General features: G+C 56.4%; 12 protein-coding genes. 8 read left to right on the top strand and 4 right to left on the bottom strand.

All coding sequences use genetic code 11. The annotated features are described in order from the left end of the window. A partial coding sequence (locus J7394_RS21930) for a branched-chain amino acid transporter (RefSeq protein ID WP_209256097.1) occupies positions 1-221 on the top strand: 221 nt, incomplete at its 5' end. 253 nt (positions 222-474) lie between these two features. On the opposite strand, the gene J7394_RS21925 is transcribed toward J7394_RS21930, so the two are convergent. Beyond that, positions 475-1,092, bottom strand: coding sequence for a TetR/AcrR family transcriptional regulator (locus tag J7394_RS21925; RefSeq protein WP_209256096.1), 618 nt, complete (start codon positions 1,090-1,092; stop codon positions 475-477). A 188-nt stretch (positions 1,093-1,280) separates the two neighbouring features. On the opposite strand from J7394_RS21925, the gene J7394_RS21920 reads away from it, so the two are divergent. The 5 genes from J7394_RS21920 to J7394_RS21900 all read left to right on the top strand — a co-directional run bounded on the left by J7394_RS21920 (position 1,281) and on the right by J7394_RS21900 (position 5,474). Then, positions 1,281-2,225, top strand: a complete 945-nt coding sequence (locus tag J7394_RS21920) for a homocysteine S-methyltransferase family protein (RefSeq protein ID WP_209256095.1) — start codon at positions 1,281-1,283, stop codon at positions 2,223-2,225. 36 nt (positions 2,226-2,261) lie between these two features. Further along, positions 2,262-2,939 (top strand): hypothetical protein, encoded by a 678-nt coding sequence (locus J7394_RS21915; protein WP_209256094.1) that lies wholly within the window; start codon positions 2,262-2,264, stop codon positions 2,937-2,939. 70 nt (positions 2,940-3,009) lie between these two features. Further along, on the top strand, positions 3,010-3,618 hold the full coding sequence (locus J7394_RS21910; RefSeq protein ID WP_209256093.1) for a GNAT family N-acetyltransferase: 609 nt from the start codon (positions 3,010-3,012) through the stop codon (positions 3,616-3,618). Between the two features lie 28 nt (positions 3,619-3,646). After that, complete coding sequence (locus tag J7394_RS21905) at positions 3,647-3,964, top strand: hypothetical protein (protein WP_170638192.1); 318 nt, start codon at positions 3,647-3,649, stop codon at positions 3,962-3,964. A gap of 19 nt (positions 3,965-3,983) precedes the next feature. Next, on the top strand, positions 3,984-5,474 hold the full coding sequence (locus J7394_RS21900; RefSeq protein ID WP_209256092.1) for a cytochrome-c peroxidase: 1,491 nt from the start codon (positions 3,984-3,986) through the stop codon (positions 5,472-5,474). A gap of 453 nt (positions 5,475-5,927) precedes the next feature. Here J7394_RS21900 and J7394_RS21895 read toward each other — a convergent pair whose 3' ends face one another. Beyond that, positions 5,928-7,502: an arylsulfatase gene (locus tag J7394_RS21895; protein ID WP_209256091.1), complete on the bottom strand. Its 1,575-nt coding sequence runs from the start codon at positions 7,500-7,502 to the stop codon at positions 5,928-5,930. A 154-nt stretch (positions 7,503-7,656) separates the two neighbouring features. Between J7394_RS21895 and J7394_RS21890 the strand changes: the two genes are divergently transcribed. Then, positions 7,657-8,559: a LysR family transcriptional regulator gene (locus J7394_RS21890; RefSeq protein WP_209256090.1), complete on the top strand. Its 903-nt coding sequence runs from the start codon at positions 7,657-7,659 to the stop codon at positions 8,557-8,559. A gap of 338 nt (positions 8,560-8,897) precedes the next feature. On the opposite strand, the gene J7394_RS21885 is transcribed toward J7394_RS21890, so the two are convergent. After that, positions 8,898-10,028, bottom strand: a complete 1,131-nt coding sequence (locus J7394_RS21885) for a phosphotransferase (protein WP_209256089.1) — start codon at positions 10,026-10,028, stop codon at positions 8,898-8,900. 535 nt (positions 10,029-10,563) lie between these two features. Continuing rightward, entirely contained in the window at positions 10,564-10,980 is a 417-nt protein-coding gene (locus J7394_RS21880) for a hypothetical protein (RefSeq protein WP_209256088.1), read from the bottom strand. A gap of 167 nt (positions 10,981-11,147) precedes the next feature. Between J7394_RS21880 and J7394_RS21875 the strand changes: the two genes are divergently transcribed. Then, positions 11,148-12,782 carry a winged helix-turn-helix domain-containing tetratricopeptide repeat protein gene (locus J7394_RS21875; RefSeq protein WP_209256087.1) on the top strand — a complete coding sequence of 545 codons (1,635 nt, stop codon included), beginning with the start codon at positions 11,148-11,150 and terminating at the stop codon, positions 12,780-12,782. Positions 12,783-12,806: the final 24 nt, after the last annotated feature.

The raw sequence follows: 12,806 nt of genomic DNA, 5'->3' as shown, positions 1-12,806 counted from the left end.
CCGGCCAATGGATTCGACGGTCCAAGCATTCCTGGATCCTGAAGGAGCTTCCTGGGTTGATCCTTGTCAGTCTGGTTTCGGTGTCGCTTGCAAATGAGTCTGTGGTTGGTTGGATCTCGGCGGTGGCGGCTCTTGCAGCAACCTATTTCACAAACAACGTCGTCATCGCGATGTTGTTTGGCGTGTTGGCTTTCAATGGCGTCGGCGTCTTTATTGGTTGAAGTTTGAGCCAACCTTTCAGACGAAGGCTGCGAGAAAGCCTCGCGATGAACCTTTACAAACTGATGGGATTTGGGGCTGAGATCTGCCACTCTTAGATAGCGTTCAGAAAGATCGGAGCGAGTCCAAACTACTGAATGCTGTACTTTGCACAAATGTCTACTTGCTGTGATAGCTTAAATATTCCTTGATGTGCTGAACACACGATTGAAGTTCGCGGTATCTAAAGCGCAGAGAGACTCAATTGACCGGTCGCTAGTCTGGTTTTGGAGCGAACAAGAGCTTCAGATATGTTCGAAATAGCATGATTTGCTCGGAGGCATTGTTGTGCTCTCGAAGCGCGCGTTGAAGGACCAAGCCACCCTCGACCACCCCGGAGACCATATCGCCTAAGGCATCCATGTTGACCGGCTCCTTAGGTTCGTATTTGGCAGCGATTTCTTCGAACATCCCCCGGAAGCGTTTGCGCCACCCCAATATGGCTTGGCGGTTCAACTCTCGCACCCCCTCGTCGAAGAGCCTGTCCTGATAGGCCGTGGACGCGATCACGCAGCCCGGGTGCCCCTCGGGCATCTCCTCGAGCATTTCGGCCAGCAACTTCAAGCCGATCAGCATGCAGTGTAGCGGATCATCGTTCAACTCACGGGCGCGCGCGAAGAGGTCGTCGTAGAGCGCGTCTTCAGTTTCGATGTAGCGTTCCAGCAATGCGCGGGCCAAGGCGTTCTTGTCTTTGAAGTGGTAAAAGAAGCCGCCACGCGAAATCTCGGCTCCGGCAACGATCTCTTCGATCGAGGTGGCCTCAAACCCTTTATCCAGAACTGCCGCCTCCGCAATATCGAGGATTCGGCTACGCGTGTCGACTTTTTGCTCCAATGTCGGCCTCCCACTGTACCACGAGTACAGTTGACCTTGTCCTAGTGAAAGGTGGGGTCAGTGTGCTTCGGGTTACCCTCCTGAAATTACAGCAAAAAGACAAACTGCACAACCGGACCACGCGGCAACTATCTGTCGTGCGAAAGCTCAGGGTATCCCCTTGGTATCAACGAACAAGGACAGCTTCGATGCGTATTCAGAAACTCAAAGAGACCCGCCGGTTCTTCCTCTCTGACGGGGGACTGGAAACATTCCTGATCTTCGACAAAGGTTATGACCTGCCCTGCTTTTCGGCGGCGGTTTTGCTGGATACTGAACAAGGTCGCGCTGATCTGCGCGCTTATTTCGAACGATTCATCGACATCGCTAAAGCATCGGGTCGCGGATTCATTCTTGATGCACCTACTTGGCGCGCCGGCACGGCTTGGGCGGGACCACTTGGTTTGACGCTGAAAGAGGTGATGGAGACCAATCAAACGGCCGTTTCCTTCGTGTCCATGCTCCGGGCTGAGCATGAGACGGAAACTTGTCCCATCCTGCTCAACGGGCTCGTTGGACCAGCAGGTGACGCTTATGCGCCGGACGCTGAAATATCGCGACAGGAAGCGCTGCTTATACATGCGCCGCAGATCCATGCGCTCGGCAAAGCCGGGGTCGACATGATTAGCGCTATGACGCTCACCCATGCAGGTGAAGCCATCGGCATTGTCCAGGCGGCGAAAGAGATCGATGTGCCGGTTGTGATCGCCTTTACGCTGGAAACCGACGGGCAACTCCCGTCAGGCCAGTCCCTTGGCGACGCGATTGCAGAGGTTGATGCCGCGACAAATGGCGGCCCGATCTACTACATGATCAACTGCGCCCATCCCGACCACTTTCGCGATGTTCTCGATACCGCTGCGGCGTGGACTTTGCGGATCGGCGGTATTCGCTCCAATGCGTCCCGTCAAAGCCATGCTGAACTAGACGAAGCCGAGGTTCTCGACGACGGCGATCCGGTGGAGCTTGGCATGCTTAGCGCGGAGCTTGTCTCGCGCCTTCCGAACATCCGGGTACTGGGCGGGTGCTGTGGCACCGACCACCGGCATGTGGGCTGCATAGCGGGTCATGACCACCCGCTGACCGCAGCTTGAAATCTTCTCAGTCAAACCTCCCTGAAAGGACTCTTTATGTTTAAGACACTCATCACCTTCTCCGCCATCGCGCTGTCGCTGGCAACTTTCGCTTGGGCCGAAGCTCCCACCGCGTTCGACGTGGCCGAAGATCACACACGTATCTTCATGTCTGCGCAACCCGTTCACGAAAACGGCATGCCTGCGCACGGCAATGCTTTTGTAAGCCAAGGCTATATCTATCCTGAGGGCACGCTCGCCGATGGCACCGTGGGTGTCCTGGAAGATGGTAGCCCTGCTTTCCCCGATCTCGTTCTGGGAACTTGGACCTGCGATGGATACTTTGTTGGCGAAGGTGGTAACGCGACCACCGGTGTCTGGATCATCAGCCGCCAGACCTTTGCATTCAAAGATGGCGCGACCCTCGTGACACAAGGTACCGAGATCGCCGATATCGGTCAGCCCAACCTGCGCCCGGTGACCGGGGCAACTGGCGATTTTGCGGATATCGATGGTGGTTTGATCCAAACAACCCTCGGGTTCAACGACTTCTGGGGTCTTAGCGCGACATACGCGTTTGAAGCGCCCGAGATGGATGAGGCAAAGGCACAGGACGCGACTTACCTAAGCAGTGGCGATCAACCTATGCCGGTCCATGAAGGTGACCACCTGGAATGGGATTCAGGCGCTCCGGTTGGACCAATCTTTGAAGAGCACATGATCCCGTCAACATGACGGCCCATGCAAAATGGTTGGGCGGCAACGCCGTCCACCCACCACCCCACATGTAAGAGAGAACAGAAGCATGAATAAGCAGACCACAGAATTTATCCGACAGGCCGAACCTTCGGATGCCAAAAGCCTTGCCAAACTGATCGATGTTGCTGGCGAAGGCATCCCGAATTGGCTGTGGACCCGCGCCTGCGTCGAAGGCCAAACACCGCTCGAAATCGGTATCGAACGCGCCAAGCGCAAGACCGGTGGATTTTCTTACACGAATGCGCTTGTCGCGGAAGCGGGCGGCAACCCAATCGGTATGGTGCTAAGCTACCCGATCACCGAGGCCCCAACCGAGAACCCGGATGACTTGCCAGCACCGATTGCCCCCTTCGTTGCGCTGGAAAAGCTGTCGGTGAACACATGGTTCATCAATGCGCTGGCCGTCTTTGCCGAACGTCAAAACCAGGGCGTCGGATCACAGCTCTTGGCCGCCGCAGAACATCAGGCGCTTGTCAATGGCCACGACAAGATGAGCATTCAAGTCTATGGGCAAAACACCGGCGCGGTGCGCCTGTACGAGCGGCAAGGCTACCTGCGCGTCGCCAGTGAACCCGTGCGCCTGCATCCCAGCCCGCCTTACTACACAGGCGAAGTCTTGTTGCTCATGAAGTCTCTCTCAACCGGCACCGCCTGAACTGCCAGAAAGTCCGAAAGACACTGCGATGTCCTCCTATTGGCTCATATTATCGGCCGCTGGTGCCAGCTTTACGCTGGGCAGCGTTCTTCTCAAACAGTTTGCGGACACAGGTCTGGGTTATGTCCTGCTTCTCGCCGTTCTTGCGTTGGGGCTTGGCAATCTGGCCTATATTCGTCTGCTGGCACACGGTCTCGGGCAAGGGGCCGTCATGTCCAGCATGAGCCAGGTCATCGCGCTGTCCCTCCTTGGGGTGGTGCTCTTCGGAGAGCGCCTCGCGATGCCGCAATTAGCGGGCCTGGGCCTCGCCATCGTCAGCATCTGGCTCTTCTCGCAATCGCGCTGACGTAAATTTGGTGACTTAAATGACCTCTCGCTGCCTGTCCTTGGTGTTGTGTGCCGCGCTCTCCGGCGTGGCGTTTGTCGCGGTTCTTTCCCCCGCCCGGGGCGACAGGGCTACATCCGAACTCTCGCTGCCTTCGCCGCTGAAGGATCAGGACTATCTGTACGATGGCGCTCCCGATCCAAAGCTGGTCGAACTGGGTCGAAACCTGTTTTTCGATCCGGTCCTGTCGGGCAACCGCAACATTTCTTGCGGCACTTGCCATGATCCAGCGTTTGGATCGGGCGACGGTCTTGCGCTTGGCATCGGAGAGGGCGGCATCGGTGCAGGTCCAAAGCGTGTGACGGCTGTTCCGGTCACGGGACGGGTGCCCCGCAACGCGCAACCGTTGTGGAACATCGGTGCGCGAAGCTATGTGTCGTTGTTTCACGACGGGCGTGTCGAAACGCTGAACCCAGGCGATGCTGCGGGCCCGATCCGTAATCCGGCGGGAGCCGATCTTCCCTCAGACGTTGCCAGCCCCTTGGCTGCACAGGCGTTCTTTCCGGTCACATCACCCATTGAAATGGCGGGTCAGTATGGCGAGAACCTGATTGCGGATGCGGCACACCACGAAAACAGAACAGAGATTTGGGACAGTCTGGCGCAAAGAGTGGCGAGCATACCAGACTACCTTGAGATGCTGCGTGCCGCCTATCCCGAGATTACGGGGGCCGACGACGTGACATACGGTCATATCGCAGAGGCTCTTGCAGCATTTCAAACGACGGCTTTCCGATCAGATGAGAGCCCCTTTGATACGGCCTTGCGCACCGGTGATCTGTCAACGCTCACGCAGGATGCGCAAGATGGTCTCACGCTATTCTTCGGGGCTGCGAGATGTTCAGGCTGCCACAGTGGACCCTTGCTGACCGATCACCAATTCCATGCCATTGCCGTTCCGCAAATCGGCCCTGGTAAGGGGCATGGGAGCGACATGACCTATCTTGCAGCAACCGGTTTGGCGGCGCGTATGGAAGACGAAGGGCGTTATCGCGTCACCGGCAACCCCGAAGACCTCTTTGCCTTCCGCACACCGTCATTGCGCAATGTCGCGCTGACAGGACCGTGGGGACACAGCGGCGCGTTCAGTTCATTGGAGGAAATGGTGCGCCACCACCTCAACCCCCTTGCAGGTCTTGCGGCCTTCGACCCATCCGATATCGCCCTACCGCCAATTGAGCACCTTAAGCGCATTGCCGCGCGAGGATCGCAATTGCGCTTCGTTCCCTTGGAAGCGGAACGTCGCCATGCGTTTGAACAGCGAGACACATGGGTGATGGCGTCTCCTCAACTTCGTCAACGCATTGCCGATAGGAACGAGCTTTCACCAATCAAGCTTACTGGCGAAGAGATCGAAAATCTGATCGCCTTTCTGCACGCGCTCACCGATCCGACGGCTGTAAGTCGGAGCCACATGATACCCAAAAGCGTCGCATCCGGCCTGCCGCCACAGCCTCAACCGGAGGATTGAAACGGAACTCGACCACAATTTTCTATTTGTGAAGGACAAAGCGACTGCGCTCGAGATGATGGAGCACGCTGGATTTGCTAGATTCTCAAACGCGCCGTAGCGCGCAAGCCTGACCTTGGCGCAAGCGCGGTAGAGTGGCGCTTTGTCCGTATTTCGCGAGTTTAGGCAGCCTTTGATTTTGCGCCCGCATCGAACGGCAGGTCCGACAGGCCGCGCCGCAGCATGGAGACTATGGGGTAAGGTCCGGTAAGGGCCGTTCGTGATGTATCATCTTGCCGAGCGACAGCTGATACTTCGTTGCCTCTGAGGTAGACAGGTAGCTCAAATTGACCGATGCTGCACTGGGTCCAAGTTACTATCTTAGTGCATAAGTGGAACTTCGTCAGCGTGTGTTCCCTGCGAGTAATTGCAACCATCGGGAGGCATGGATTTATGCCTCCCGAGAGTTGATTTCTACTGCGACATCCCGCCTTCGGTCGAGATTTGTTCTTCAACATGACCTTGGTTGGTGACGTCCGAACCCCGTGGAGGATAGTCCTTGAAGGTAGACAGGTGGCTCTGGACGATTTTGGCCGCCGGGCCAAATGCCCACATCTTGTTGCCCATCCACCGTGTATACATCCCAGATTCCTCGGCCGCTTTTTCGTAGGGATCGCGACGCAGGTTGAACAACAGGGGTGCGTTCAGTTCCTCTTTGGGGCCCGCCCACCCTTCGGATTGGATCGTGAAATGCGCTTTCCAGTCCCCGTGACGCACGGCCTGCAGGTCCGGGCCTTCGTAGTAGATAATCTCATCCCGGTTGCTCTCGCCCTCACCGGTCAGAAAAGACAGCTGGTTGTACCCATCCAGATGCACCTGATAGCCCTCGTACCCTTCAAGCAATGATCCGGTCAGATCCTCGGGTCCTCCGGCGGCGGCAACAAGGGTGGGCATCCAGTCAAGACCTGCGAAAATTCCGTTGCTCACGGTTCCGGCCGGGACCTTTCCGGGCCAACGGATGATGGCGGGAACTCGGAAGCCACCCTCCCAGGTTGTGCCCTTTTCTCCATGGAACGGCGTCGTTCCACCGTCCGGCCAGGTCATGGTTTCGGGGCCGTTGTCTGAGGTGAACACAACAATCGTGTTGTCCGAGACACCCAGTTCGTCCAGCCGGGCCATGACTTTGCCCACGTTGTCGTCCAGCTCTTTCATCACGACATCCTGCAAGCCGCGCCCGTCGCCCAGCATGGCCTCGTATTTGGGGCTTAGATGAGTCCAGACATGCGCGCGCGCCGGTGCCATCCAGACGAAGAACGGTGTATCGCTGTCGACTGCGCGGTTGATGAAGTCCAGCGTGTGGGCTGTCACCTCGTCGTCCAGCGTTTTTTGCCGCTCGGGCGGGGCTGGGCCATCGTCGATGATGCGTTGTTTGCCTACCAGACCCCAACGCGGATCTACAGTTTCATCGACTGTATCCGTGGCATAGGCATGAATGATGTTCCGGGGGCCAAATGTGTCGTTGAACTCCTGATCTTTCGGCCAGTCCGGATCGGACGTGTATTCCATCGCGTTCAGATGATAGAGCCAGCCCCAGTACTCATCAAAACCTTTCATCGTCGGCAGGAATTTGTTCATATCGCCCAGATGGTTCTTGCCAAATTGCCCAGTCGTATAGCCCAGAGATTTCAGCATATTGGCCAAGGTGGGGTCATCCTCGCTCAGACCCTTCTCTGGGTCTCCGGGCAGGCCAACGGTGTGCATCCCGGTACGAACCGGCAATTGCCCGGTGATGAAGGCGGACCGCCCAGCCGTGCAGCTTGGCTGTGCATAGTAATCCGTCAGACGCATACCGTCGGCCGCCAGTTGATCAAGATTGGGGGTTTGGATGCTTTTCACGCCCTGATGATAGCTGCCAAGGCTGGCCCAACCGACATCGTCGGCCATGATAACAAGGATATTGGGTTGGTCGGTTTCGGCTAGAACCGGTACGGCACAGACCGTCGCCGTGGCCAGCGTGGCGGAAACCGCAATGGGTCGGAGTATGAACATTGTTACCTCTGTGGACGTATTAAAGGATCTCGATGTTGGAAAAATCGAAGGGTCCATCAGGGATAGCGATTGAGACTTTCTTGTCGCAACAGCGCTTTACGATGATTTCATATTGTGAAAACTAAAACGCGAAACCTGAAATGAAATTTGCCGCATGATGAACGAAAACGCTTTGACCGCCTTTCTCGCATTGGCTGAAACAGGCAGCTTCCAAAATGCCGCTCGTGCGATGGGTGTCTCAAACGCCTCGTTGTCCCGCTATGTCGGGCAGGCTGAGAAGCACACGGGACTTGTTTTGTTCCATCGCAGCCGAAACAGCAGCACATTGACACGCGCGGGGCAGGCGTTCTTACCCATCGCTCAGGCGCTGCGCGAGGACCTGGACCGCTACGCGACCCGTGTTTCTGACCTGCGCGAAACCGGGCCGGGGACTTTGCTGATCGGGTGCGGGCCGCTGACCACAAGAACTTTGATCCTGCCCGTCTTGGGCGCTGTGCGACAGTCGATGCCTGACCTGCGCTTCCGAATTCTGGTAAGCGCCTATGCGCGTCCGCTCGATCTATTGCAGGCGGGCGAATTCGACGTGTTCCTCGGCGATCTGACCTACACACCTGAAGCCGAAGCTGTCGAGATCATGGTGATGGAGAAGCAAACTACCCAGTTCGTCGCTCATCGAGATCATGAGATTCACCAGCGCGGCCCGCAAACCATGGCAGGCATTTTCGACTATCCCTTTGCGTCACCCCATCTCCATAAACATTGGAAAGCCGCTTTGACAAAAGCGCTTGGTGGTGGTGCCGAGGCCGTCGAAAAGGTCAATGCGCAGCCGCAACTCGAATGCGACGACTACAACCTCCTGACCGGACTTCTGGCAGAGCCTGAATTCATCGTGGGAGGGATGCCAGACACATTCGCAGAGCTGATCCGGGCTAAGACCGCAAAACCCGTGTCGATGAAACAGAACCTCACATGGAACATTTGCGCAGCGCGTAAGTCGCAGAACACATCTGCCGCAGTTGAATTGTTTTGGAATGAGCTTGCCAAGTATCGGGTGTGACCGATGGCGGGGGGGCAAAGGGAGGCCTGTAACTGAAGCATCTTCTGGCCCATATGTCGTACGTTTTCTTAGGTTCAGTAGATTTGCCGAAGTTCCGCTAAGGTACAAGCCGCACTGCGGCGCGAACTTTTTGGGCGAACGACTGGTATGGGCCGTTGGATGTGTCGTTGAAAACGGGGCAGGGGCTTGTGCAGCGTCTGCACCGAGGTCGGCTGCGAGCCCAAAAAGACCGATGCTGCGCAGTGCCGGAACGGCTGCTTTTTCAAAGAACACAATAGGTATGCCCTCTATGTCTCCACCCATCTGCAGCACATATCATTTTGGGTGTACCTAAGTCGTCAGCCTCCCGCTAGCGCAACCGCCTCTTCGCCGAGGTTGAGGAAGTGTTCCTGAATTTTGGAAAGATTTCCGATGAATTGGTCAGGCTCAGCTCCTGTAATGCTCCTCACCACAGGCTCAAGCTCGGGGTCACTCAAAAGGGGTAGCCACGGGCCGATTGCGCCCAATGCAAACATCATCGCAGTGGTTGCACAAAAGCTAAGGCGAACATCCCCTGATGCGCCGGACCAATTTTCGGCCCTCAGTCCATCCAGATAGCCTGAAAACATGCGCTCGGTCAGCGCGCCCGCATCGTCCGATTCAGTATCCATAAACATGAGCGAAGCACCGACGGCGGCGGCAAGTTCCTCTCCAACATTACCGTAGCCGGCGAATGCCCAGTCGATGGCGATAATTTCTGGCTCCCCTTCACTTGTTTCGCGGAAGAGAAGGTTTCGGTTGAAGGCATCATGGTGACAAAAACACTTCGGAAGGTCCGCTAGTGCCGCCTTAAGGACACCGATGTTACTCCAGAGGTCCCTCGTTCTGCTCAGATTTGAACCCGTGAGCCAGCGTTTGAGCACCAAGTCATCTTTCAGTATGTCTGGATCGTTTAATATATCGGCAGCAATTTCTATCCAACTGTGAGCCCGTCCGACCGCCATCCAATCGTGGCGTTCAATGTCCGGAATACCTGCCGCGCTGGCGGAAAACGAACCCAAAGCATGAGCAGCGCGAACATAGGTCTCAGCCGTCCAATTCGGTTGCGCATCAGATATGGCCTCAATAAAAACACGGGCCGACGGCTCGTTAGTGTAGGTAACGCCATAACAGTCTGGTGCTCGGACACCGGAAAACGGGCCATCAAGCAGTCCAGAGGCATATACCTGTGCTTCGCGCTTCCAGTAGAGCCATGAACCCGGTTCGCGCCCGGGCGGCATAACCCGGCACACCTTCTCTACGAGTTCATACGCCCGCTCGCCCCCATCTACCGCGAGCGTTCCGCTGTGCAGGATAAGACCTTCGCCCCCCGCCATCGCATCGGCAAAGCCTTCGCCCAGTGCGCGTCGGTTCCAGCTAAGAATATTTGCATCTGGGTCGCCGACCGAATATCGCACAGCATTCAGAAGCGGGAGATCACTGTTCATCATTTCGGCACTCTAGCACACATCCCACCGTCTTAAGAAACCAGCGCTGGTCGTGGCCAAGTTTGGACAACCCCCTGAAGCCAAAAGCGGAAATTGGCTAGGTTGAAACGGGACGGAAGCTTTGTCCGCATAAGGCAAGTTCGACTAATATGAGCTTTTGCGGATGCCGCGATAGTCCGGAATGCGGGTTTGCGACTGCAGCATCGACTGGCCTTGATCATGGTCCGGTTTGGGCCGTCTGCGCGATCAAGTGACGGCGGGGTAGGGGCCTGTGCTGCAACGGCACCGAGGTCCGGAATGAGCCCATCTTGACCAATGCTGCGCGACGCACGAACGGGCGCGAACCACCTAATACCGCCTTTGTTTATGGTTAGTACGGTCCGAAAGAGCCATTTGGCACCCGCCCACAATGTTGAAGCGGCCCGCATTGCGGACATTCACCGTACATGGAGAACAGGGCCGCTGTATTCATGCCTGCCATTTCTCCTCAGCCAGAAAAATGGCAGGTCCGGTGTCGGAACCAGAATGATACCGAAATTCAGAGGCCGGTAGACGGCTCAAAGCTGTGCAGCTCGAAAGTTCTCTTTCCATCGGCACTGAATTTCTGGACCGAGTCCCCGACACGTAGAACTGTCATGCAGCGATAGCGCCCCTTGTCGGCGGCCATGGAAACGCAAACCTTATCTGTATCGGTGATGGCAAATGCGCCTGCACCATTCCAGCCTCCGTTCGTAAGCTCTCCGCTCACGACATTGTTCGGGTCATAGAAAAAGCGAAATCTCTTCTCTCCCGAGGTGGCTGTGACAGTATTTCCGATCAGAAGCTCTGCGATCTGATCGGCACTAAGGCGCTCGGCACCCTTATCTAACGCTGCCTCGAGATCCGTTTCAGCGAATGCAGTGCTTCCCGTCAGAGCGACTGCGGCCGCCACGCAAAGTGTTTTTAAGAGTGCCATATCCAATCTCCTTATCGCTTTGGGTATTGCTACGGAGCGCTAACCCCCCGAAAACGCTACGCTCGGCGAGCGCGCCAGGCTTGATCGGAAGCTGATTTTTTCTGACATTCTCCTGACAATCCGCAAACTTCGTTGAGCCAAGGACATGGCGGAGTGTAGGTTTCAGTATGTACCGATTTTTAGAGTTCCAACTTGATCCGACACAGGGATTGAACCGCAGTGGCGAACCGATTGCTCTGGAACCTCAGGCCCTTCAATTGCTGGAATTTCTCGTCAGGAACCGAGACAGGATTGTTAGCAAGCAAGAGATCATTGATGAGATTTGGGGCGGCGCAGCGATCACGGATGCCGCGCTGAACACGCGCATTCGATCCGTGCGTAAGGCCTTGGGCGATAGTGCGGCAAGCTCAGACTACATCAAGACCTTTCCAAAGCGCGGGTTCCAATTTGTGGCTCCGATTGCATCGGAGGACCCGCCTGAGCGCATTACTCAGGCGCCCAAACGTGGCGTTCTTGTTGCGGGTGCTCTGTTGGCTTTGGCAATCGCCATGCTGTCGCTCTCCATTTTTGCCGACCAGCAGCGGTTGCCGGACACCGGGAAACCCTCTTTGGCCGTTGTGCAGTTTGACAATATCGGGGACGAAAGAACGGGTCAGTATTTCGTCGATGGTCTCACCGACGACCTGACAGCGCATCTGTCGCGCAACCGGGAACTGTTCGTTGTGTCCAGCGCAACGATGTTCTCTTACGCGAAGGATCAGGCAACCCCGATCGAAATCGCGCGCGACCTTGGGGTTGGCTATGTAGTCCGCGGCAGCGTTCGCCGGTCCGATGGTCAGATGCGCGTCAGCGGAGAACTTATTGATGTCGGCAGCGCCGAAACCATTTGGGCCGAGGTTTTTGATCGTCAGGTAACGGATGTCTTTGACGTTCAGGACGAGATCAGCCGAGCCATCGCAGGCCAGTTATTGCCGGAGATATACCAGTCTGGCGAAGCACGGTCGCAGGAAAAACCGACCGAGGACATGGGTGCATGGGATCTGTATTTGCGCGGCCGGGCGCGTCAGGCCGTGTTTTCGCAAGAAGCTCAGCAAGACGCGGTGACGTTTGCACAGTCCGCCATCGCAGCTGATCCGAAATTCGCGGCAGCACACAGCCTGTTGGCCCGAGCGCTGGGAACGATATTCTTCTTTCAGTGGTCGGATACCCCCCAGGAAACCTTGATTGCCGCGACAGAGGCGGCCAAACGGGCAATTGAACTGGACGAACAGGACGCGCAGGCGCATGCCGCCCTCGGCTATATCTACCGCTTTACAGGAGAGGCCGATCCAGCCATCGCAAATCTCGAACGCGCTGTCGCGCTCAACCCCAATGACGCGCGTATCCGGCTGGAAATGGCGCATACTTATGACTGGTTCCGCATGCAGGACCTCGCCCTGCCCGAGATAGAGATGGCGATCCGGTTAAGCCCGCGCGATCCGATGTTGCAGAACATGTACTTTTACAAAGGACATATCCTTTTTCATCTGGAACGTTATGAAGAAGCGTTGGACGCAGCCCAGCAGTTGGGCGCGGTGGCGACAAGCAATACTTGGCGGCTGTTTCACCACCTGTTGACCGCGGCCACTCTTGTCGAGATGGGCAGGCAAGACGATGCCCAAGAGGCTGTAAATGATGCGCTTGAGATCAACCCGAAACTGTCCATCTCAGCGATGCGCAGGCAATTCGCAGGATCAAAAAACCACCCCGAAAACCGACGAATCTGGCTGGCAAGCCTGCAAAGAGCGGGTGTGCCCGAATAACAATCAGCGTCAACTTTGGCCTTA

This window comes from Ruegeria sp. R13_0, assembly GCF_017743995.1.
Classification (GTDB): Bacteria; Pseudomonadota; Alphaproteobacteria; order Rhodobacterales; family Rhodobacteraceae; genus Ruegeria.
Note: the sequence above shows the minus strand (reverse complement) of the source record. Positions and strands in the feature narration are given on the sequence as shown.